The sequence below is a fragment of the Candidatus Poriferisodalis sp. genome (genome assembly GCF_965208895.1).
Classification (GTDB): Bacteria; Actinomycetota; Acidimicrobiia; order Acidimicrobiales; family Poriferisodalaceae; genus Poriferisodalis.
In genome coordinates, this window is record NZ_OZ242363.1 from 2,342,122 (window position 1) to 2,362,743 (window position 20,622).

24 protein-coding genes are annotated in these 20,622 nt (G+C 63.0%); 9 read left to right on the forward strand and 15 right to left on the reverse strand.

The window, feature by feature from the left end; genetic code table 11:
• Positions 1 to 198 precede the first annotated feature (198 nt).
• A complete protein-coding gene (locus ACOGJB_RS10485) occupies positions 199 to 1,716 on the forward strand; it encodes a hypothetical protein (protein ID WP_419837091.1) in 1,518 nt (505 codons plus the stop codon).
• Here ACOGJB_RS10485 and ACOGJB_RS10490 read toward each other — a convergent pair.
• Positions 1,713 to 2,696, reverse strand: coding sequence for a nucleotide kinase domain-containing protein (locus ACOGJB_RS10490; RefSeq protein ID WP_419837092.1), 984 nt, complete (start codon positions 2,694 to 2,696; stop codon positions 1,713 to 1,715). The two genes, ACOGJB_RS10485 and ACOGJB_RS10490, sit on opposite strands and share 4 nt — an antisense overlap.
• A gap of 171 nt (positions 2,697 to 2,867) precedes the next feature.
• Between ACOGJB_RS10490 and ACOGJB_RS10495 the strand changes: the two genes are divergently transcribed.
• The gene (locus ACOGJB_RS10495) at positions 2,868 to 3,092 is read left to right on the forward strand and encodes a hypothetical protein (protein ID WP_419837093.1); all 225 of its coding nucleotides are present in this window, start codon (positions 2,868 to 2,870) and stop codon (positions 3,090 to 3,092) included.
• A 140-nt stretch (positions 3,093 to 3,232) separates the two neighbouring features.
• On the opposite strand, the gene ACOGJB_RS10500 is transcribed toward ACOGJB_RS10495, so the two are convergent.
• The 3 genes from ACOGJB_RS10500 to ACOGJB_RS10510 all read right to left on the reverse strand — a co-directional run bounded on the left by ACOGJB_RS10500 (position 3,233) and on the right by ACOGJB_RS10510 (position 5,366).
• Positions 3,233 to 3,658, reverse strand: a complete 426-nt coding sequence (locus tag ACOGJB_RS10500) for a hypothetical protein (protein ID WP_419837094.1) — start codon at positions 3,656 to 3,658, stop codon at positions 3,233 to 3,235.
• Positions 3,648 to 4,199, reverse strand: a complete 552-nt coding sequence (locus ACOGJB_RS10505) for a hypothetical protein (RefSeq protein WP_419837095.1) — start codon at positions 4,197 to 4,199, stop codon at positions 3,648 to 3,650. The genes ACOGJB_RS10500 and ACOGJB_RS10505 overlap by 11 nt, the downstream gene beginning before the upstream one ends.
• 477 nt (positions 4,200 to 4,676) lie before the next feature.
• Positions 4,677 to 5,366 carry an RNA-directed DNA polymerase gene (locus ACOGJB_RS10510; RefSeq protein WP_419840715.1) on the reverse strand — a complete coding sequence of 230 codons (690 nt, stop codon included), beginning with the start codon at positions 5,364 to 5,366 and terminating at the stop codon, positions 4,677 to 4,679.
• Positions 5,367 to 5,452: 86 nt separating this feature from the next.
• Here ACOGJB_RS10510 and ACOGJB_RS10515 point away from each other — a divergent pair, with 86 nt between their 5' ends.
• Positions 5,453 to 5,719 carry a hypothetical protein gene (locus ACOGJB_RS10515; protein ID WP_419837096.1) on the forward strand — a complete coding sequence of 89 codons (267 nt, stop codon included), beginning with the start codon at positions 5,453 to 5,455 and terminating at the stop codon, positions 5,717 to 5,719.
• A 99-nt stretch (positions 5,720 to 5,818) separates the two neighbouring features.
• Positions 5,819 to 6,070 carry a hypothetical protein gene (locus tag ACOGJB_RS10520; protein ID WP_419837097.1) on the forward strand — a complete coding sequence of 84 codons (252 nt, stop codon included), beginning with the start codon at positions 5,819 to 5,821 and terminating at the stop codon, positions 6,068 to 6,070.
• Between the two features lie 297 nt (positions 6,071 to 6,367).
• Here the strand turns inward: ACOGJB_RS10520 and ACOGJB_RS10525 are convergent, their stop codons facing one another.
• The 3 genes from ACOGJB_RS10525 to ACOGJB_RS10535 form a co-directional block, all read right to left on the reverse strand.
• On the reverse strand, positions 6,368 to 7,462 hold the full coding sequence (locus ACOGJB_RS10525; protein ID WP_419837098.1) for an IS630 family transposase: 1,095 nt from the start codon (positions 7,460 to 7,462) through the stop codon (positions 6,368 to 6,370).
• A 240-nt stretch (positions 7,463 to 7,702) separates the two neighbouring features.
• Complete coding sequence (locus ACOGJB_RS10530; protein ID WP_419837099.1) at positions 7,703 to 8,272, reverse strand: hypothetical protein; 570 nt, start codon at positions 8,270 to 8,272, stop codon at positions 7,703 to 7,705.
• Between the two features lie 224 nt (positions 8,273 to 8,496).
• A complete protein-coding gene (locus tag ACOGJB_RS10535; protein ID WP_419837100.1) occupies positions 8,497 to 8,859 on the reverse strand; it encodes a hypothetical protein in 363 nt (120 codons plus the stop codon).
• A 122-nt stretch (positions 8,860 to 8,981) separates the two neighbouring features.
• Between ACOGJB_RS10535 and ACOGJB_RS10540 the strand changes: the two genes are divergently transcribed.
• Positions 8,982 to 9,218, forward strand: coding sequence for a hypothetical protein (locus ACOGJB_RS10540; RefSeq protein ID WP_419837101.1), 237 nt, complete (start codon positions 8,982 to 8,984; stop codon positions 9,216 to 9,218).
• Positions 9,219 to 9,248: 30 nt separating this feature from the next.
• On the forward strand, positions 9,249 to 11,741 hold the full coding sequence (locus ACOGJB_RS10545; protein ID WP_419837102.1) for a hypothetical protein: 2,493 nt from the start codon (positions 9,249 to 9,251) through the stop codon (positions 11,739 to 11,741).
• Here the strand turns inward: ACOGJB_RS10545 and ACOGJB_RS10550 are convergent.
• Entirely contained in the window at positions 11,738 to 13,030 is a 1,293-nt protein-coding gene (locus ACOGJB_RS10550) for an ISL3 family transposase (RefSeq protein WP_419837016.1), read from the reverse strand. The two genes, ACOGJB_RS10545 and ACOGJB_RS10550, sit on opposite strands and share 4 nt — an antisense overlap.
• A 348-nt stretch (positions 13,031 to 13,378) precedes the next feature.
• Here ACOGJB_RS10550 and ACOGJB_RS10555 point away from each other — a divergent pair, with 348 nt between their 5' ends.
• Positions 13,379 to 13,726 (forward strand): hypothetical protein, encoded by a 348-nt coding sequence (locus ACOGJB_RS10555; protein WP_419837103.1) that lies wholly within the window; start codon positions 13,379 to 13,381, stop codon positions 13,724 to 13,726.
• 702 nt (positions 13,727 to 14,428) lie between these two features.
• Here the strand turns inward: ACOGJB_RS10555 and ACOGJB_RS10560 are convergent.
• From ACOGJB_RS10560 to ACOGJB_RS10585, 6 genes are all read right to left on the reverse strand, one after another.
• On the reverse strand, positions 14,429 to 14,941 hold the full coding sequence (locus tag ACOGJB_RS10560) for a DUF6338 family protein (protein ID WP_419837104.1): 513 nt from the start codon (positions 14,939 to 14,941) through the stop codon (positions 14,429 to 14,431).
• Between the two features lie 152 nt (positions 14,942 to 15,093).
• Complete coding sequence (locus ACOGJB_RS10565; protein WP_419837105.1) at positions 15,094 to 15,303, reverse strand: hypothetical protein; 210 nt, start codon at positions 15,301 to 15,303, stop codon at positions 15,094 to 15,096.
• A 329-nt stretch (positions 15,304 to 15,632) separates the two neighbouring features.
• Positions 15,633 to 15,896 carry a hypothetical protein gene (locus ACOGJB_RS10570; RefSeq protein WP_419837106.1) on the reverse strand — a complete coding sequence of 88 codons (264 nt, stop codon included), beginning with the start codon at positions 15,894 to 15,896 and terminating at the stop codon, positions 15,633 to 15,635.
• Between the two features lie 23 nt (positions 15,897 to 15,919).
• On the reverse strand, positions 15,920 to 16,090 hold the full coding sequence (locus ACOGJB_RS10575) for a hypothetical protein (RefSeq protein WP_419837107.1): 171 nt from the start codon (positions 16,088 to 16,090) through the stop codon (positions 15,920 to 15,922).
• A gap of 232 nt (positions 16,091 to 16,322) precedes the next feature.
• A complete protein-coding gene (locus ACOGJB_RS10580) occupies positions 16,323 to 17,621 on the reverse strand; it encodes an ImmA/IrrE family metallo-endopeptidase (protein ID WP_419837108.1) in 1,299 nt (432 codons plus the stop codon).
• The gene (locus ACOGJB_RS10585) at positions 17,618 to 18,010 is read right to left on the reverse strand and encodes a hypothetical protein (protein ID WP_419837109.1); all 393 of its coding nucleotides are present in this window, start codon (positions 18,008 to 18,010) and stop codon (positions 17,618 to 17,620) included. The genes ACOGJB_RS10580 and ACOGJB_RS10585 overlap by 4 nt, the downstream gene beginning before the upstream one ends.
• Before the next feature lie 531 nt (positions 18,011 to 18,541).
• On the opposite strand from ACOGJB_RS10585, the gene ACOGJB_RS10590 reads away from it, so the two are divergent.
• Together ACOGJB_RS10590 and ACOGJB_RS10595 are read left to right on the forward strand one after the other, a co-directional pair.
• Positions 18,542 to 19,123, forward strand: a complete 582-nt coding sequence (locus ACOGJB_RS10590; RefSeq protein ID WP_419837110.1) for a hypothetical protein — start codon at positions 18,542 to 18,544, stop codon at positions 19,121 to 19,123.
• Positions 19,060 to 19,479 (forward strand): DNA adenine methylase, encoded by a 420-nt coding sequence (locus tag ACOGJB_RS10595; RefSeq protein ID WP_419840716.1) that lies wholly within the window; start codon positions 19,060 to 19,062, stop codon positions 19,477 to 19,479. The genes ACOGJB_RS10590 and ACOGJB_RS10595 overlap by 64 nt, the downstream gene beginning before the upstream one ends.
• 112 nt (positions 19,480 to 19,591) lie before the next feature.
• On the opposite strand, the gene ACOGJB_RS10600 is transcribed toward ACOGJB_RS10595, so the two are convergent.
• On the reverse strand, positions 19,592 to 20,260 hold the full coding sequence (locus ACOGJB_RS10600) for a hypothetical protein (RefSeq protein WP_419837111.1): 669 nt from the start codon (positions 20,258 to 20,260) through the stop codon (positions 19,592 to 19,594).
• Between the last annotated feature and the right edge of the window lie 362 nt (positions 20,261 to 20,622).

The window sequence follows — 20,622 nt, forward strand, 5'->3', positions numbered from 1 at the left end:
CGTGAGGCAGCCGCAACCTGAGCATCAGTACGCTCCGGCTGCGCCGGGCGGCTCGCTGGCGACGAGGCCGCACTGCCGAGATCTCCGCTGGGCGCAATTCCGATACCGCGAAGTGACCAGGGTGGTAGCGTCGCATTAGGAGTTACGCCTCCGCTCCGACCGAACGAACATCTCCAGATAGCGCCATGCCGAGGGCCAATGTCCGATGACATGACATTTGCTGAATATTCACGTTATGCATCGAAGACCGACGAGTACGCCCACGCTATGACAACGGTGAGTACCGAGCTTCTTGGATCGAACCACGAGACTGGTCATCTCAAGGCCGTGAACGTTGCGCTGCTGGGCATGATCAGCAGAACCGGCTCAGTGGCCGCGGTCGCCAAGAGATTGTATCGCTTGCAAGACAACCTGCAGCTCACACAGGACCGTATACGAAGCCTCTGCGACGAGGAACTCGGCGATCTGCTGTGGTACATGGATCTCTTGGCTCGCAACGTTCAGCAGCTGGCTCCCGATCTGAGATTCGACTTGGGCACCACCTACTGCATGCACCTCAGCGAGATGGCAGAAGCGTGTTTCATCGCAGAATTTGAGGGCAGCAGGCAAGATTCTATCGGCGAGCTTTCGAGTAAAGCCGCGGAATTATTGCCTATCTATAGCGACGATTCGGCTATATGGTTCAGCGCGGTACGGGTAGCCCTGATGAACATAGCTAGCGACGCTGGAAGCATCGCCCAACGAGCGAGCAAGCTGTTCGCACGCGAGAACGGTGAGCGTTATACGCAAGAACTGAGTGGACGCGAGACCCGCGTTGATGAGGTGATCGAAATTCTAGCTCCAGACGCCCTCAAGCGCGACCTAGGGAGCATGTTGTGGAACATCGACGCGGTAGCACGGAGCGTCGGTCTCACTCTCGCGGACGTTGCCGTATCGAATCTCAAGCGGGCCTCCGATCATCACACCGCATTTCAAGATACAGACGTGAAGCAATACGACTCAGATCTCGATTCCGAGTATCAACTGCCACGTCACATGTGTTTCAAGTTCTTTGAGGTCACCAACCACCATTACTTCGGTGACATCAAGGAGCGGCTGCGACGTCAACCGCAGCGCCCCGTTGTCCGCATGCGGTGGATCGACGACAACGGGCAAGACCGTGGGCTTGTAGGGGACCCATTAGACGACAATGCGGCCAAGGACGACGGTTACCGCTACCATGATGTCATACATCTCGCCCACGCCACGGTACTGGGCTGGTCACCTGTTCTCAGACGCATTCTTCGAGTAAAGCGCAGAGAAACACCTCGTACCGACGATCAAGGCCGTCGTGTGGACGACAAGGGCTATGGAAGCGAGTATCTCGACCAAGTCGAAGACGGCGCCAGAGCGATCTTCACCGAGGACGGGCTTGCGGCATTTGTGTTCAAGGCGCTTGAGATACCGCCAAACAGCGATGGTACAGGAAGCAGCTTCGACCTCGACCGATTGGATGCGGAACTGTTTCGCCATATCAAGCATATGGTTCAAGGCTTGGAAGTAGATAACCAGCCTGTCGCGGTGTGGCGAGAAGCCTATACACAGGCATTCGGCGTATTCAGTCAGCTCAGGGCAAATCGCGGCGGCTACGTATATTGCGATCTAGACAAGCGAACTATCACCTATAGCGAAACATACGCCGAACAGTCATCTCAAATGGTGTCAGCAGGCCGCTAGACCTCAGTCAATCGATCATTGAGTTCTGGCATCGGTGGAGAATCGATAGCCGGTGCGTCCGCTCTCCAGCGCAATCCCCACTTCGGCGGGTAGCCAAGGCCCAGAGGCCGCATGTTAGGAGTGAAGCTCTGCTTGATTCGTTCTGCTTTGCCAAGAGACCTCTCCGGGTGCTGAACCCTCGCGTACTTATCCACTTCGCAGAAAAGATTCTGGCAATCGATGAGTTGCAGAGACCTGCCATCAAGATTCCGAAATGCTGGCAACTGTTGTGACAGGAATTTCTCCGCAGCGGCAGACATTAAGGCTATGACCTGTTCTGGCTCAAGCCCGCCGGTGTCTTCAAAGCACTTGTTGATCCCGCGCAGAGCTCCCGGACCAGCGACAACGTAGTCCATCTCTTCGAAGTCGAAATGGGCCGAATAGTTGAGGTCTATGGCGTACTGAAACGCTAGGAATCTGCCGAACGACTCAACTTCCAAGAGCTTCTGGTAGAGATCCTGCAATGAGGTTGCGGAAGCGAGACGCGATAAGTCCCCGCTTGTGATGAGCTCCTGAAGCAGCGCCAGATGGTTGCGATGCTTGCTACGATGCCCTCGTCCAGGGTTTGGCATGATGTAGGCGGCAGCATATAGCCGTCCGCCCTGCTCAACACGTTCATCGAGAATACGTCCGTAGGTCTGTGAGTCGAACGACGACGTATCAGGCTCACCTAGATGGCGGACAATGTGCTCCCAAGTGTCGATCTTATTGAATATCTTGAAGAGCAGTATCCTCAATGCCGTATCAGCGAACTCGCGCTCTCGATCGTAAATCACGCGCTGCAGCAAGTACTGGCTGACACGATCGGATGCCCGGTAAGCGTTCGTGAATCTGTGTCTGGCTAGAACACGGTCATCTGTCCATGGTGGCGGTTCGCCACGTAGGCGACGGAAGAACATCGATTGGCGCTCTGCAGCCAGGAACCAGTACGACCAAAACACCTCAGTTACCGTGACACGATGACTGCCAAGCGTCAGTCGCCATGTCCGAGGTTCATTCTGTGACGTACTGAACAGACTTAGCTGTTCGAGGCCACTTGTCATATGAAGATCGCCATCTATCTGAAGCCTCCGGACAGATGAGCACACCGAGGGGGTTGGAGCCTCTTAGTAGTGCGATTCATGCGCCACCACTTCGTGCACTTTGCCATGTCGGCGACCATAGCGGCCGGGCTGCAGGCTGCGCTCGCTGCCGTCTGCACCGCCGGCACCTCCCAGCAGGATGCCGCGGTCGGTTACGCAACCGACGTATCTGGCACCACAAGGGTGCGCAGGTCGCCTCAGGATCGCCGGCTCAAGCGGGACATCACGTACGCCGCGACTGTCGCATCGGCCTGATCACGCTGCCGATCGCAGGCACAGACCCGAACCTCTGCCGACCCAGCAGCCTCCCCGGCGATGCGGGGCACGAGATGCCCCGCCTGGTGCCTGCGGCGGAGCTCGGTTGCGCTGCCCCCGCAGCGGCACGGAGCGGGCCGCTACCGATGCGTGTGGGTGTTCTGGACGGCCTCGAGGCGCGCGAGCCGGTCTGTGTGGTCCAGCAGAATCTCGTTGATGTCCGCCAAGCGATCGTCGATCTGAGCGAACCGGGCATCGACCTGGGCGAACCGATCGTCGATCTGAGTGAACCGGGCATCAACCTGGGTGAACCGGCTGTCCATCTGGGCGAAGCCGCGGTTCATGTCGTCCCGCAGCGCATTGAAGCCCGCCGAGGCGAACACGAACACGCCGCCGATCAACGCCACGGTCACCGCGACCAGCACAGGCACCAGCGGCGAACGCCGCTCAACACCAGCCCCGGCGCTGACGGCCCCGGGCGTCTCGGCCACCGCCGACACGCCCCCGCCCGACGGCGACACCGCAGGCCTGCCCGACCCAGCCCCAGTCCCGGCATCACCGGCCACACAAGCGACCGTGCCCAGAGCGACTCCCAGGCGCCGCTGACGCGTCGAGCGGTGCTGCAACGGTGAGTCGGCTCAGCCGCGCAGCCATTCCAGGACCGCTGCGGCGCCTGCGAACAGCACCACGACCTCCACCGGCAGCGCAAGGGCAATCCTCCACGCCCGCCGCCCGCCGCCCGGCGTCCTTGCGGCCGGCCTCACGCTCAGCGGCACGCTGTCGGAGATCGGCTTTACGCGCAGCAGCGCGCTGTTCGCAGTCGGCCTCTCGCTCGACGGCGCGCTCTTTGAGATCGGTCTCGCGCAACTCGACAAGCCGGTCGAACTTCTCGTCCACCCGCCCGGCGAGCGCGTCGACCTTGCCTTCAACACGCCCGACGTCGGCCTTGGCCGCGAGCAAGTCTTCGTTCACCGCGCGCAGGTCGTCCTTGGTGGCGAGCTCGGCTGCCGGCACCGCGTTCAAGCGCGACATCACGTACTCCGCGACGGTGGCATCGGCCTGCTCACACATCCAATCGCAAGCACGGGCCAGAACAGCTTCAGACACAGCGGCCTCCCCGACAACGCAGCGGTGCGACAACGAGCGTTGACCGTGCGCCGACCGGATTCAGCATCCACATGCATTTCAGTTTCCCTCTGCGCATATGCAGTCGCGCGCCCCGGCCGCCGTCTGTCACGTCGCGGGGTCGCCTCAGCCAAAGCGCACCAGGAGGCTGCGTCGGGCTCGGGCAGCGCCCCCACCGCAGCGTCCATCACTCCGAGATGACCGGCGATGCCGTTCGCTGCCGCGTCGCCGGGCCGCAGCTTGATCCACAGCGGCTCGCCGTCCGCAGGCACCGTCGCGGACAACGCCTCGGTCAACCCCACACGATCCGCGAACCGGCCCAGCGCGAGCAGCCCTGCGCCCCACACGACCCGGTCCCGCCGCCTGCCAGACGCGCGTTTGCGGCACTGGCAGGTTTCACCTCGCAGATTCCCCCCTGAACTGGAAGAAGCGTTGCTCAACGGCATGCATCATCGCAGGTCAGAGGGGCTTTTCCGCGGACCCGCACCGCACCGCGTTGCTGATCTCGTTTCGACGGTCCATGTACGTGGCGTGGCGAAGCACCCGAGTCTTGTCGTCGTTGATGGTCAGCTCCAGCGATCTCAATTCCTTGCGAATCAGTCGCGCTGCGTCCGTGACATCGGCGAGCGAGCCGAGCACTCGCAGATCGTCTCCGTGCCGCACATAGCAAGACCCGGCTGCGCGCAACGCCATGTCGAGCGGCGCCAGCACGGCCGTTGCCAGGGGATCAGATGCGATGAGTCCTTGCGGGAGCCCTCTTTTCAGGTCGCCCATGACCGTGCTCAGCCATTCGCTCAAAGCTGACACCACCGTCTCATCGCATCGTGCTCGTGCCAGCGTTTCGGCCAGCACGTCGTGGCCTATCGAGTCATAGAAGGACTGAATGTCAACCGACAGCACATGGAACGCGTCGCTCTGGTCGACGAACCCCTCCAGCGCGATCCACTGCTTGCCGCGTCTGAGCCCGCGCGGCCACAAGACCTCCCCCTCGGAGACCAAGCTGGCTTCGATCTCCGGACGGCAGCGTTCGACGAGTGCTGCGCACACCAGCCGGTCGGCAAACCGCAACGCAGCGGCCGGGCGAAAGCCTCCGCCGGGAATAGACCCCCCGTCCCGAGTTCGAAGGAGGTTCCTCGCTCTGCCAGCCAGTCACGGGTGAAGCTGGGCCAGTACAACTGGTCCAGCGCTGCGGCAGTCGCATGGGCAAACCCGACGTCGGATAACAGAATCTCCGAGTGTCACTGTTGCGTCTGCCGGGGCTCCCAGCCAGGGGGCTGCGGGCTGCGCTGGCAAAGGCCTTCGACGTGCTCGACTCGGCGCAGCGAGAAGAGCTAGACGCCGTATTCCGCAGCGACCTGCTGAGCGTCTTCGACGATCTCAGCTACCAGCCGATGACGAGCGGCGAGCGCGCGCTGATAGCCCTCGGCATCGAGGAACTTGTACTCCTTAGGAACATGCTGGCCGTTGGCGCTGACACTGTTGACATGGCAGTTGACGAGTGACGCGGGTCGCATAACGAAATAGATTACAGGGCTGCGCCACGTCTCGCGAACCAACGCCGTCTACCGAGGATCGCTCACAGGGGCCTGTGGGACGCTCCCTTGTCAAGCGACGAGCGCGTGGGGCTGGTTTCGGGCGGTTTCGTCGCGCCGCATTCGTCGGATGACGCGGTTGGCGAGTTGCCGTTTGCGGGCTCGTCTGGCTTCGTGTCGGGTCTTGCCTTGGCCGGCCTTGCGGGCGAGGCAGGCGATCGCTTCTGTGTTGCGTCTGACTTCGCGCGACAGATCCTGAGTTTTTTCAAGCAGCATCGGGCAGGGTTGGCGGTCTTTGTTCAGGAGGCCGCAGCCGACTGACGGCGAGAATTCCGACGGCCGCTACATTCGATTTGCGGGTGCGACGCGAGGAAGTCTCGGCGAGACAGTTCTGAGCGGCTCTGCACACCCGCCACCGTTCAGACAAGCATTCCGCGATCCAGATCGGCAGGGGCCTGGGAACACTGGCTGGGACTGCGTGGGAGCCGAGCATTACGTGGATTCGTCATCAGTGCATGAGCCTCATCCCGGCCTCGTACAGGCATCGCAGGAGGTCCGTGTGTTCGCGGATGCGATACGCGCCGGAACAGTCGGGATACGTCCTAATCCGAGTAGTCCCTAGTGTCCTGAGTGGGGAATTTGTTGCATATATGCGGCCATGGTGTCGAAGATCTCGTCGGCGGTCTTGTGCCAGGTGAACGGTCGGGGGTTGTCGTTCCAGTTTTGGATCCAGGCGTTGATGGAGTCCTTGAGCTCGGCGACGCTGCGGTGGGTGCCGCGTTTTAGCCATTTGGTGGTGAGTTCTGAGAACCAGCGCTCGACGAGGTTCATCCATGAGCTGTAGGTGGGTGTGAAGTGCAGGTGGAAGCGGGGGTGGCGCCCCAGCCAGCGCTTGACGGCGGGGGTCTTGTGGGTGGAGACGTTGTCGAGCACGATGTGCACGTCGAGGCTGTCGGGGATCTCTTTGTCGATCTGGTTCAAGAAGCTGCGGAACTCCTCGCTTCGGTGGCGGGCTGTCATCGAGGCGATGACTTTTCCCGAGGCTGTGTCGAGGGCTGCGAACAGGTCGGTGGTGCCGTGGCGGCGGTAGTCGTGGGTCTGCCTTTGGGGGGTGCCGGGCATCAGCGGAAGGATCGGCGCGGTGCGGTCGAGCGCCCCGATGCCGGTCTTTTCGTCCACGCACAGCACCACCGCCGCGTCGGGGGGGTTCAGGTACAGGCCCACCACGTCGCGGACCTTGTCGACGAACTGCGGGTCCGGGGACACCTTGTACTCGTCGAGGAGATGGGGCTTGAGGCCGAACGCGCGCCATATCTGGCTCACCGCGGTCTGCGAGACGCCTGCCGCCTTGGCCATCGACCGCGTCGACCAGTGCGTCGCGTCCGCCGGGACGGTCTCCAGGGTGCGCACCAGCACGTCCTCGATCACCGCGTCGGTGATCTTGCGCGGCGGCCCCGGCCGCGGGTCGTCGGCGAGCCCGTCGAGGCGCCGCTCGGCGAACCGGCGGCGCCACTTCGACGCCGTCGCGGGATGACAGCCCGCCTCCGCGGCGATCTCCTTGTTCGTCCGGCCGTCCGCGGCGCCCAGCACGATCCGGCACCGCAGCGCCAAAGCCTGCGACGACTTGGGCCGCCGCGCCCACCGCTCCAAGGTCTCGCGTTCCTCGCTGTCGAGCACCACCTCCACCGCCGGCCGTCCCCGTCGAGCACCCATCACAGCCTCCGATCATCGCCGAAGACACCATGATGGCGCACCCAACACTAAAGCGCGACTAATTCCCCACTCGGGACACTAGCAGGGTGCTGAAAAAGTCGGTTTGGGGGCTGTTGCCTAACGCAAACCTGCTGGTCAGGGACTTGGGCTTCCCGGCAGACCTGCGTATTTCAGCACCCTACTAGTGGCTCTGCTCAGCCGCGCAGCCACTCCAGGATCGCTGCGGAGCCTGCGAATGACTCAGTCGGCAGCCCTCGGCAGCCCTGCGGCGGTCTCGAGGCGCGCGAGCCTGTCCGTGTGATCGAGCAGTATCGCGGTGACCTCAGCGAACCCTGCCTGCATCTCAGCGCGCAGGTCGGCCGTCTCAGCACGCAGTTCGGTCCCCTGCTGGGCCATCTCAGCGCGCAGGTCAGTTCGCAGCTGGGCCGCCTCGGCGCGCAGGTCAGCGCTCTGCTGGGCGATCTCAGCGCGCAGCGACGCTCCGAGACTGTCGATGCGGTCGCTTTGAGCGTCGATGCGATCATTCTGGGCGTCGATGCGGACGCCGAGCGAGTTGAACTGCCACATCATCAGGCCGATGAGCGCGGCCAGCAGCGTTGTCACCAGCCCGCCGAACAGGGTGATGACGGCGTTTGACGACAGCTCCCGCCGTACCGCCGCCTGCTCGCCTGCCCCATTGAGCACGCCCGCAGCCGAGGCATCCGTACTGCGGGCGCTTTCGCCCGCAGCGGTCGAACCGCCGTCGTGTGCGGGGTCACGCTGTTCGGCCGGCGTGGTCATGGCGGCGGTCGTCTCGACAGGAGCGGTCATCAGGCCTCGCTGTTCGTCGCGGCGCTTGATAGCGCACGTTCGGTTCCTGGTAGGTCGCCGCACAAGCCGGGCAACGAGGCGCGACCCAACATAACCGACCCATCCGGCGCCCATCAATCGATTTCCCAGCACGAGACCGGCAAGCAAGGCGCTCCGCGGCTCCTGGGCATCTCGTCTTCGCCTGAGACACTGCCGTGCCGCCCGCGTCGGCACAGTGACTCTGCTCAGCCGCGCAGCCACTCCAGGATCGCTGCGGCGACTGCGAACAGCACCACGACCTCCACCGGCAGCGCAAGGGCAATCCTCCAAGCTCGCCGCCCGGCGTCCTGGCGGTCGGCCTCGCGCGACTCGACAAGCCGGTCGAACTTCTCGTCCACCCGCACAGCAAACGCATCGACCTCGCCTTCGACACGCCCGAGATCGGCCTTGACCACGCGCCAGTCTTCGTTCACCGCGCGCACGTCGTCCTTGGTGGCCAGCTCCGCTGCCGGCACAGGACTCATGCGCGACATCACGTACTCCGCGACGGTCGCATCAGCCTGCTCACGCACCCAATCGCAAGCACGGACCCGAACAGCCTCAGACACAGCGGTCGGCTAGCGCTCGTCTCGGTGATGGTGCCCGGCTTGGACTTGCAGGAAACGGCAATGCGCGGCGAACGGCGCCCGTTCGTGGGCTTGCGAATTCGGCACGGACAGCCAGAGCGGCGATGCACGAACACGCTGGGGAAACAGCGCAAATCGAGGCACCGCTTGCCGGCCACGGGGACACGGCGCCTGCTGTGACCGTCGACGCTCTCGCGTTCCACAGGATGATCACCGCATGCGGGGAGACCCGCGAGCTCGCTGCCGAGAACCCGGTGCAGCGCGACCGCGACCTCGTATGGGACCGTCTGGTCGCGCGGTTCCGCTGGGCGCCATGCAGCCTGCCAAATTGGCGACGATGACAGCCGGCAAGACGCTGGGAGGGGTTCGCGATGGCTAACCCGGCTCAGCTCGCGGAGCAGATCAAGTTCGCGTTGGCCCAGATACCTGCTGCGAACGCTCAGCATCAGTTCGAGCACATTTGCCGCCATCTGACTCAGCAGTTCATTTGCTCCAATGTGCTGCCTGCCACCGGACCGGTCTCCGCAGGCGGCGACCAAGGGCGAGACTTCGAGACGTTCCGCAGCTACCTGAGGAGTGAACTCGGCCAGCACGGGGCGTTCCTGGGACTGGTCAGCGAGGGAACTATCGCGTTCGTTTGCACGACACCAGCTGACCGTGTCGTCGCCAAGGTCAGAAGTGACATCAACACGGTCTGTGGTTCCGGACATCCAGTTCACGAAGTCCGCGCGTTCACCTTGAGTCCGGTGCCCGTAGGCCGTCGCCACGCACTCGTGGATGAGGTGCGGGAGGCTCACGGCATCCGACTTGAGTTCCACGACGTCGAGTCGATTGCTGAACTGCTCGCCCGATCCGAAGGATTCTGGATTGCAGAGCAGTACTTGGCCATTCCCGCCGAACTACGACCAGACGCCCCGCCTGACGACGGAGACCTCCCTGAGACTTACCTAGAGCGCCGAGTGCTGTGGCGGGAACGGCGTGTCGAGGATGCCACGCTTGCTGTGTTCTTGGGCCTGAAGGCGGGGCTGAGGGAATCGGTCTTCAGCGAAGCTGCCCGCAATGACCTGCCGTTCTGGCTGGGGCTCATGCGAGAACTGCTTGCTCGCCCTGACTTGTCGGCCGAAACCCAGCAGCGTGCGCGCTACGAGCTGATTGGCGCAACGCTGCGAGGGACGGGGGAAATGCGTCTCGTCGACGGTGTAGCCCGGACCTACCTCGACGATTCGCTGACGGAGACCGAGCCAGCTCGTCTTGACGATGCGTGCACGCTGCTGATGTACGCATGCGGGGCAGCAGTGGGCGGTGTCACAACGATCCGTTCTGACGATCTCGACCGCTGGAGCGGCGCGCTCGCGCAACGCATCGAGGAACTCGTCCCCAACGAAACGCCGCATAGGCGAGCGGCACTGTTGTCGGCGCTTGGATTCCTTGGGCTGCATCCGGTCGTGAGCGAGGACGACCTGCCCGAACCGGGGTCCAACCCTGCCGAGATCGATGTCCCGCCGTGGGCACCGATCGAGTCCACCTTGACTCACGAGTACGAATACCGCGATCCGGTTCGCGCTCTGTCAGCCTTCACCGAGTTGATGGACCGCATTGGAGAAACGCCGCTGTACCCGCTGCACACGCTCGCGCTCATCATTCAGTTCCAGATGCCGCTTTGGAGCACTCAAGCCGAATGGCGCGAACTTCTGGAACGAGTCGACAGAGAGACCGCTGATCGCGGAGGCAGGAGCATTGTCGCGGAGCGTGCTCGCGACCGGGCTATGGCGCTCATGGCCGACGATCGAGTCCGTCCGGCTTTGGAGGAACTGCATCGCGCTCAAGTCGAATGGTGGTCTGGTGACACCCTGCGCGGGTCTGTTCTCGCCGCCCTCACGATTGCTCAGCTGTACCGTGAGCTGCGCTTGTTCGCAGTGGCGAAAGCGTATGCGCTTGCCGCGGCTGTCACGGCGGCGAACAATTCCGATGACGATCTGGTGGACCTTGCGCCCCGCGGACTGATGATCGCCGGAAGCTGCGAATTCCTTTCGGGGGCATGGTGCCGTGCGGCCGAACTGTATGACCTGGCTCTCGTCGCTCAGCATGAAGTCGGCAGAGGGGGAGTCAACCTCGCCGAGGACACGATGGCCCAAGAGGCAATGCGGCACCTTGGCTACATTCTGCTCTGCGCAAAGCACACGAGTCCGGAACTGGCCTCAGAGATTGAGACTCTCGTCGAGAGAAGCGGCGTATTGGCCCTCATCAGCGAGTTGATTGATGATCGGCCCGAGCGCCACGCAGATTCATGGCAGTCGTTCGGTGAAGGCCAACTCAGCAATCGGCCCTTCTCAGATACGGGCGACACCAGGTGCATTCGATTCGCGGCGCTCGGAACTTCCTGGACCTTGTTGACCCACAACGACGACGCGACTGTCCTGATCGCCGAGAGATTCGCGGCCGGCGTCCAAGCGATGCTCGCAGCACTGGCTCATGAAGACCTCTGCCTAGTCCCGACGGCAATCACCGTTCGAATCGAAGTGCGGCAACAGCAAGCACCTGCAACGTCGGAGCGCATCGAGGCTCGGCCCAGCAATGACGGCCGTGAATGGGTGGTGCGGCTGGCACCGACAGGAGCGGATAGCAGTGCTGACCTGGAATCGGTGCACGCTGATCTATTCGGAGCGCTCTTGGTCATCCTTCGCGAGGCTTCGCTGCTGCCAGGAGACAACTTTTCTTCCGCCATGGAGCGAGGATTTCAGCGAGGACTCGGGAACCGGCTCATGACGGCAGTTCAGCTCGAACAATTCGTCGACATATTTGCGGTTGAGCAGCAGAGCGGGTTCGACCGGAGAACAGTGGAAATGCGGCTCTTCGCGCTTTAGCGTGGGGTGAGGGTGTCGAGCAGGGTCCAGTCGGGTTTGCCTGCATACAGCAGGACTCGGATGCGGTAGTGGTCGAAGTTGGTGACGCCGAACGACACTCGCTTGATCAGCTTCGCCAGGTTGTTCGCTGCTTCGGTCGGCCCGTTGGTGACCTGTGAGCGGTGCCAGTTGGTGATCTGTTCCCGCCAGGTGCGAAGCGTGCGGCCGAGCTTGTTCAGCTCCGGTGAGAATGTGTCGTCTCGCAGGTCGCGGGACAGCTCGTCGATGGCTTCGAGGGCGACCTCGTGGTCTGGGATCGTGTAGGTCATGCGGAGGGTCTCTTTGGCGTGCCAGGCGTCGCGGACCTCGCCGTGGGGGTCGCCGGCTGCGAGCAGGCCGCGCAGCTTGGCGTTGCCGCGTTCGGTGACGCGTTCGTGTGCCTTGAGCAGCAGCCGCCGTATCCGATACAGCGGGTCGTCTTTGGTGCCGCGTCCGCCGGTGGTCTCGTTCTGGACGCGTCTGCGCACCTGGTCGACGGTGCTGTTGGCGAGCTTGACGACATGGAACGGGTCGGCGACCTGGATCGCTTTGGGCAGCGCGTCGGTGAACGCCTTGCGGTACGGGCCTGACAGGTCCATGACTGCCCAGCGCACCCGGGCTCGCCATCTCGACGTGCGTCCCTGGATCCATCTGGTGGCGCCCTTGGCGCTCTTGCCAGCGACTATGTCGAGCAGCTTGCCTGTGCCGGCGTCCACGATGGTGGTGCCCCAGTGCTGCTCGCGGTACCGGCCGCGTCGGAACATCAAGATCTCGTCGAGACCCAAAGCGGTCACGCCGTCAATGCGGCCGTCATCGGCTTCGAGCAGCGCTCGGCCCCAACGCTGCACCGCAGCCATCGCGGTATGCCAGTTGCACCCCAGCTCGGCAGCGATCTCTTTGATCGCGCGTCCCGCACCCGCCCCGCGAGTCGCCCAGCGAGCAGCCCGGCTGGTCATGCGCCCCCTGGGCGGCGCGATGGCGGGCTGCTGATCGGTGAACGTGCGCACCGCACAGCCCTGATGCGGACACAGCCAGCGCTGCTTGCGCCACACCAGCTTCACCGCCCGACCGAACGCCGGCAGATCCGCCAGGCGCACCTCGCTGGCGCCGTGACGATGCACCTTGGCGCCGCAGCCCCCACAGCACGGCCGGTCCGTCAGCGCTATCTCGACCTCGAGCGGGCCGCCGCGGCGGCCCCGCACATCGAGCACCGCGACGCCCGGACCCAGACCGACGATCAGCAACAACGCACGCGTAAGGTCAACAGCCACAGGGATCCTCCCGGATCGGGGTAACAAAGCACCTCCGATTCTGGGGGATCCCTCCCTATCCAGCCGGGACCCTCACCGCACTACCCCACGCGGAAACGCGAAGCGCCGGAAATGCCCTGGAACTCCCTGGAGGGGACACTCAGCGAACATGAAGAGCTTCGATGGCAAGACGGTCCCGGCCCAACCTACTCAAAGCACACAGCGAACGAACTATTGCACTACCGCTATAGGACTGTTCCTCAAAGCCTACGAATTACACTCACAAGACTGCTCACTACGCAGCAATTCCCACTGGTCGTGGCACAGCTTCGAAGCGAGGGATGGCTCGATTGGCACATCCTCACAGCCGTGATGAACATCACGCTGAACTACCGATTGGCGGCGTCCGGGCCTATGCCGCCTTCAGCGGAACGAATGGAGCAGGCGCTGCAGCGGCTTTCTGAGGCGGAAGGCGCCACCGACGCGCCGGTTCCCCTCGCGGCATTCTCGTACGAGCGCATGAAGGAGACGAGACGAGTCGCGATGCTCTCCGTTGCACGCAACTGGGACCTAGAATGCTACCAAGAAACACCGGACATGCCAGGCATCGAGAAGTTTCTTGCAGCTAGGTATGGGTACTGGGATGACGATGTGCCCCATGTGGACCCGTTCTTTCAGAGTGACGCGTCAAGCGGCTCGCTCATCATCTCATCCTGAGCGTTTCCCACGCGACGCGATACGACTTGCCCTACCAGCGCGACACAGACTTCACAGCGCGGTCCGGACGAGCGTGGGGGACTGTCGGACGCTCCCTCATCTGGATCAGTCTGCTCTGTAGGACCGCACGACAGTTACAGCAGGTGGGCATGCGGACTGAGATGCACTGCCACCTGTGCAATCGTGGACAAGTCAGCATCTCTTGATGCCGACTTTCGCACCTGTTCTTGTTGCTCCTCGATCCCGATGAATATATCCTCTCCGCCTTACTGCCCCCGGCTGATCCCGGTTCGTGTGAGCAGGTCAGATGATGGACCGGATTCTCACTACTCCGGTCGATTGCGGATCAGAATGTCTTTCGGGGTTTCCGATATCCCGGTTGACCGCTGCGCGGACGTGGAGCAAACGCGTCTACAGGAATATCACTATCACGCACTTTAGCAACTGGTCTGTAGCCACCGCGATACTGCACGTAGTTCGGTCGGGGCTGATCCCATTCGCCTCTCTTAGTCATGTCGTGCTCCGTTGTGATCGAAATATGAAATCGGAATGAATTCAAGTGTTTCTATTTCGTTCCACCTGACCAGTATACCAGCTCCGTGGCCGCCGCCGACCTTTTCCCACTCACCATGTTGGTCTAGTCGTGGCTGCCCCTCATCTTGATCGAAATGGAAAGCGGTTGAGATATAGATCTCACGCTCATCACCGCGTCCCGCCGCATACGATCGCCAGATATCCACCGGGTCCAAAAATGCCTCCGACCCATCGATCGGACCCTCTAAGTTTGCACCTGACGAGACCGCTGTTCTTATGTTGGAAGAGATAGTCCCAAGATGTCGGGGCATTGCGACTACTCGCAAGTATTCTCGTGAAACGTGTGCCGAATCGTTCAAACCTACGGGTCAATCGACCGACAGTGAGACCCGCGATCATACCAAGTAAGCTTGGGATCGCGACATAGGCTATTGGTACAATGATCATCCATATTGGTAGAGATCTCTGATTACGGAAGTCATCGCCGTAGTTGGAAATCAACCAATACAGTGGACCCGATGTGACGACGAGGCACATGCCAGCGATTGCCGCCAGGCGCAGTAACCAGTCTTTCGAGCGACGCGCGTAGAGTTCGTGATACCGCTCGTAACCCCACGCAGCAAACGCCCCAGGCAGCAGAAGAACGATGAGCACCAACGCGGTATCAGCCAGTTCCGCCATATCCGCACCCTATAGCGTGCGCACCATGGCAACGCTGCCATGCGCGTTCACTTTTGTCTGGCCCGAATTTGGCGCCTGTTTTGCGTTTGTGCAGGTCAGCGGGGGCTCGGCCGATCGGTGTTTCCACTGCATCGTCTCGGAATGGCGAGGTGTCAGCCGATGCGGGCTTTGTCCCAGTGGCGGGTGGGGGTCGAGTCGCAGCAGAGGAACCGCAGATCCATGCTGGTCAGGTCGCACAGCCGCGAGAACAAGAACTCCTCGGTATCGGCTTTGAGACCGGCGACGACGTCCAAAGCCCGGTAGTACTGCCCCAGCGACGGCGCCTGCCAGCCCTCGGGCATCTGTCGCATCGGCCTGCTCACGCATCCAATCGTAAGCACGGACCCGAACAGCCTCAGACACCACGGCCTCCCCGACAACGCAGCGAACGAAATCAAACGCCCACCATACGCCGACCAAGACCAGCATCCAAATATATTTCAGTATTTTTCACTGAATACCAGACGCCAGCCCCGGCCCTGACGGCCCCGGGCGTCTCGGACACCGCCGGCACGCCCCCGCCCGACGGCGACACGGAAGGCCTGCCCGACCCAGCCCCAGCCTCGGCGTCACCGGCCACAGAAGCGGTCGTGCTCGCGACGACTCCCAAGCACCGTTGGCGTGTCGAGCGGTGCTGGAACGGTGAATCGGCTCAGCCGCGCAGCCATTCGGTAACGGCGACGACGGCCGCCAAGGCGCCCAGCACTTCGAAAGGCAACCAGAACGTCAGGCGGCTGATTCTCTTGGCGAGCACAGTGAGGTCTGCTTGATGCGCCTTGCGGTCGGCGTCGCGGCGCGCAAGGTACTGATCGCGATCGGTTTCGCGCAGGCTGAATGTTGTGGTCTTCTGTTTGGTGGCGGTCGGTTTCGACGTGTTCATGGCGCTGCTGCTGGGGACGTGCAGCGCTGTCGCCAACGCTCCGCTGTGAACGCTGCGGGCTACGGTTTCGGCGTGTCGTCGGAGCGGACGCGTTCGTTGTGGCACAGAGCTTGGGCGAGCGGCTGGGTCGGCATCATTGTCGTGTCATTGACGGCTCGCTTGGTGTTGCGGCTGACCGGCTGGCCTTGGTGGTACATGAGCGCGCCCGCCGCGGTCGTCGTGGTCAGCATCTTCGCCTACGACCGGATCATTTACAGACGCCGCACCCGCTGAGCGCATAACCACAGATCAGAGCACGTTTTTCGCGTGATAGCATGCCCTTGTCTACCTCGCCCGCGGCGTTGTAATGAGTGCTCCGCGGCAACCGCGCCGGTCCAGCCCGACCAGCACCGACGATTCGTACTTGTGGCCCGAAGTGCGTCCTAACGACGGCTGCGGGGAGTTCATTCGGCGCGTCTGGGCTTAGCTCACGAGTTCGGCAATGCCGTGGTTCTGGAGCTGATGCTCGATTACGTAGGGGGACACACCGAACTCGTCGGCCAGTTCTGTGATGTGGTCGTGGTCGACGTACCGGTCGGCGATCTTGTCCCTGAGAGATGCCGAGGGAGCAAGGAATTCGGCTGCGAATGCCCGGTTGCGCTGCTGCCGCTCAGTTCTGGCCTTCGTGAGAATCGTGGCGGTACCAGCGGTCAAGACTTCAGCCAGTGCGCGACAGAACAGAAAGCGCCGGCCGGCCAGTCCGGTTTCGCTCAACCCGATGGCCACGGTTCCGGGCCTCTGGGGGTTCACCACGCCATCTACCAGCGTCAGCGCAGCAAGGGATTTCACAGGGCGAGTGGCTCGAGAGATGGAGGCCGGGTGCTGGCCGATCGCCGCGGCCAAGTTCGCATTGGTGGCGAGCGCCTCACCGTTGAGGCCGAGGGCCGCCCGGGTGTCTCTCGCCAGTTCGTAGCCTTCCAGCCACGGACGGTCCGTGCCGACCTGCCGCCGGCTCGCTCCCACCAGATCGTCAGCGAGGCGAAGAGTGTTCGACTTCGAGGCCTCCATCGCTTCGTGGATTGCGATACAAGCCGCCAGCGGGTCGGCAGGATCGAGTGCGGGCAGCGCTTCGGTCCGCAAGTCTCCCAGCCGCGTGCCGACATCGAGAACGAGACTTTGCTCACGTTCATCGAGGTCGTAGGGATCTCGGCCCAAGCTCGCTGCAGTCGCGCAGAATGCCTGCTCGTCGTGTTCGGTGGTCTGAACGGCCTCCCACTCCGATTGCAAGTACGAGGACGAGATGCCGCAGGCCGAGAGCCTTCGCATGACCATGTCGACGAAGTCCGTGCAAGCCGTCAGAACCTGATCACGGTCAAGAGTCGCCGAGCCGGAACTGCGATAGTCGAGCCTGGTCCACTCTGATGCCCGGCGTTCCCATTCCAGTCGCGTCAGCTTGCCGGCCGAGCTGAGCCGTAGGTCTGGGTAGGCATAGCCATCTGACCCGGTGACCAGCCGATGACGGTGAGCGAACGCCGGATCGTCCCGGTTGAGGAGATTCTCTGGTTCATACGCGAGGAACCACCAATTCGACACCAACCACTCAGCCAAGGGGTAGACCGGTACGTACACGACATCGCGCAACGTCTGGGCGCGCTTGTCGTCGACGCGGGTCAGCACTGATTCAGCAGCCAAGATACGCAACGAAGCGAACGTCGCAGCGAGCTCGGGACCCTCGATGCCAGCGCCGTCCTGCCACTGCACCTCGAATTGGAGAGCACTCATCTCTGCCTCGCCATGTGCTCGGGCCACTCGTCTGCCGAAAGCGGGTAGCCCTTGTAAGAACCGTCGCCCCTATTGACGAGTCGCGCCTCGAAGACGACCTCCTCCTCTTGGTGCCACACGTACCGCGGGAATTCGTCCTCCCACGGTCCGCCCACCGAACCAGCACGGATGGACGACCTCAGCCAGCCCGTCACCAAATCGACGTCATTGTGATCTCTCGGGCAGATCGACGCATCGCCGCGAGGACGAGGCTGCCCAGCGAACGTCGGCATGTCCTTGTGCTCGGGACTACCGATATAGCGGGTGCGTTCCGCCAGCGCACCCAGATCCGTACCCGGCGGAACATCTTGGATGCGTGGTCGTGGTCGCCGCCGCTTCGGTGTTCGCATGGCGAAATCCTACGAGACATCAGCTCCGACAGGCCCGCCACGAGCGTCAAGGCGATCCGGTTGTTGGTTCAGATGGAGTGGCCCCCTGTCTGGAACCCGAATCGGTGCTTGTCGGACGCTCCCTTGTCAAGCGGTGTGGTCTGAGTGCTGGCTCAGCCGTGGCATCACGTACACAGCGACCGAGGCGTCCGCCTGATCACGCTGCCGATCGCAGGCGCAGACCCGAACATCTGCAGACCCAGCAGCCTCCCCGACGATGCCGGGCACGAGATGCCCCGCTTGATGCCTGCGGCGGAGCTGCGTTGCGCTGCCCCCGACGCGGCACGAAGCGGGCCGCTACCGATGCGATGACCGTCGCCTGGCGGCGCTGCGCATCTTGGGTGACCCCACCAAGCTCCCGGGAAATACAAGACACAGGAGCTCACGCGGGCGGTCTCCGAGGCGAGCACCAGTCCCGACGAGGTCATGTGCGTTGTGGTCCGGAACCGAGACGAAGCGCGGCTCTGGCTCGACCGGATTCACAGTGGGCAGATGGCAGGCCTCGGCAACGTGCCCTGGTCCGCCGCTGCAAAATACCGTTTCAACCCCAATCCCTCCTCTCGAGGGCACGCCGCGAGCGCCATCATTGTCTTGGACTGGCTCCGTCAGCGGCTCGCTGCAGGCGATCCGGCACACGCCCTCATCGACGAAGTCGAGAGCGGCAACCCCACTACGTTCGGCCGTCTCACTCAAGACCCTGACGTGCGGGGCCAGATCGGCTTCGAGTTCCAAGCAGGCACGGTCGGCCTGAACGACGACGAATCGGCCGTAGTTCGCCGCTTGCTGAAGATCATCGAAAAGCTCGCTGGCGATGTGACCGTCACGCATCTCAAGAAGAAGCGCGACCGAGCCAAGTTCATCGCCGAACTCCTACATGGCGACACATTCGGCCCGACGAGCCCGGGCCCGCCAGACGACTCAGAAGAACCCGACGTTGAACCCAACGCTTCGGATTTGCAGCGTTCTTCCTCAATCGAACGAATCGCTCAGGGATCCTGCGGGCGCGGCCGATCGGTGGGCTCAACCAAGACGGCCCTTACAAGATCGACTGCCGGTTCAACAAGCCCAACTTGATTCAGCGGCTCGACCGTGTAGCCAAGCTCGCCGACCGCGTATCCGTATTCGGCGGGGACGCCATCGACCTGCTCGCATGCCTCGCCGAACGCGACGCCGACGAACTTTTCGTGTACGCAGACCCGCCGTACCTCACCAAGTCAAGCGACCTCTACGTCGACGCGATGACCTACGAGAAGCACAAGGAACTCGCTTACACGCTGGAGTCGAGCTTCCGTCGGTGGATCGTCAGCTACGACTGCGACACGCGTGTCGCCGACGTCTACGAGTCCCAAACAAGGCACCTGCAACCCGCAGGGCTGGTTTCGCGCCAAGTCAGACGCCGACAGCCCGCTCCCCGCACACATCTTCACTGATTCGCGCAGGCTGTGGGGTGCCGGCCTTCGCTGCCGCGTCATAGGGCGAATTTCGCCAGGTTCGCGAGGGCCTGCAAGGTGTCGCCGCTGAATGACGATGCCTGCGAATGACTCAGTCGGCAGCCCTCGGCAGCCCGGCGGCGGTCTCGAGACGCGCGAGCCTGTCCGTGTGATCGAGCAGTATCGCGGTGACCTCAGCGAACCCTGCCTGCATCTCAGCGCGCAGGTCGGCCGTCTCAGCACGCAGCTCGGTCCCCTGCTGGGCCATCTCGGCACGCAGGTCAGTTCGCAGCTGGGTCGTCTCGGCGCGCAAGTCAACGCTCTGCTGAGCGATGTAGGCGCGCAGGTCGGCGCTCTGCTGGGCCATCTCAGCGCGCAGGTCGGCGCTCTGCTGGGCCATCTCAGCGCGCAGGTCGGCCGTCTCAGCACGCAGCTCGGTCCCCTGCTGGGCCATCTCAGCGCGCAGCGACGCTCCGAGACTGTCGATGCGGTCGCTTTGAGCGTCGATGCGGGCGCCGAGCGAGTTGAACTGCCACATCATCAGGCCGATGAGCGCGGCCAGCAGCGTTGTCACCAGCCCGCCGAACAGGGTGATGACGGCGTTTGACGACAGCTCCCGCCGTACCGCCGCCTGCTCGCCTGCCCCATTGAGCACGCCCGCAGCCGAGGCATCCGTACTGCGGGCGCTTTCGCCCGCAGCGGTCGAACCGCCGTCGTGTGCGGGGTCACGCTGTTCGGCCGGCGTGGTCATGGCGGCGGTCGTCTCGACGGGAGCGGTCATCAGGCCTCGCTGTTCGTCGCGGCGCTTGATAGCGCACGTTCGGTTCCTAGTAGGTCGCCGCACAAGCCGGGCAACGAGGCGCGACCCAACATAACCGACCCATCCGGCGCCTATCAATCGATTTCCCAGCACGAGACCGGCAAGCAAGGCGCTCCGCGGCTCCTGGGCATCTCGTCTTCGCCTGAGACACTGCCGTGCCGCCCGCGTCGGCACAGGACTCATGCGCGACATCACGTACTCCGCGACGGTCGCATCAGCCTGCTCACGCACCCAATCGCAAGCACGGACCCGAACAGCCTCAGACACAGCGGTCGGCTAGCGCTCGTCTCGGTGATGGTGCCCGGCTTGGACTTGCAGGAAAC

Excerpts from the sequence above, each read along its gene's own strand:
- ACOGJB_RS10485 (WP_419837091.1), top strand. The coding sequence starts at position 199 with ATGTCCGATGACATGACATTTGCTGAATATTCACGTTATGCATCGAAG.
- ACOGJB_RS10525 (WP_419837098.1), bottom strand. The coding sequence starts at position 7,462 with ATGGGTGCTCGACGGGGACGGCCGGCGGTGGAGGTGGTGCTCGACAGC.
- ACOGJB_RS10530 (WP_419837099.1), bottom strand. The coding sequence starts at position 8,272 with ATGACCGCTCCTGTCGAGACGACCGCCGCCATGACCACGCCGGCCGAA.
- ACOGJB_RS10540 (WP_419837101.1), top strand. The coding sequence starts at position 8,982 with ATGCACGAACACGCTGGGGAAACAGCGCAAATCGAGGCACCGCTTGCC.
- ACOGJB_RS10545 (WP_419837102.1), top strand. The coding sequence starts at position 9,249 with ATGGCTAACCCGGCTCAGCTCGCGGAGCAGATCAAGTTCGCGTTGGCC.
- ACOGJB_RS10560 (WP_419837104.1), bottom strand. The coding sequence starts at position 14,941 with ATGGCGGAACTGGCTGATACCGCGTTGGTGCTCATCGTTCTTCTGCTG.
- ACOGJB_RS10575 (WP_419837107.1), bottom strand. The coding sequence starts at position 16,090 with ATGCTGACCACGACGACCGCGGCGGGCGCGCTCATGTACCACCAAGGC.
- ACOGJB_RS10580 (WP_419837108.1), bottom strand. The coding sequence starts at position 17,621 with ATGAGTGCTCTCCAATTCGAGGTGCAGTGGCAGGACGGCGCTGGCATC.
- ACOGJB_RS10585 (WP_419837109.1), bottom strand. The coding sequence starts at position 18,010 with ATGCGAACACCGAAGCGGCGGCGACCACGACCACGCATCCAAGATGTT.
- ACOGJB_RS10590 (WP_419837110.1), top strand. The coding sequence starts at position 18,542 with ATGGCAGGCCTCGGCAACGTGCCCTGGTCCGCCGCTGCAAAATACCGT.
- ACOGJB_RS10600 (WP_419837111.1), bottom strand. The coding sequence starts at position 20,260 with ATGACCGCTCCCGTCGAGACGACCGCCGCCATGACCACGCCGGCCGAA.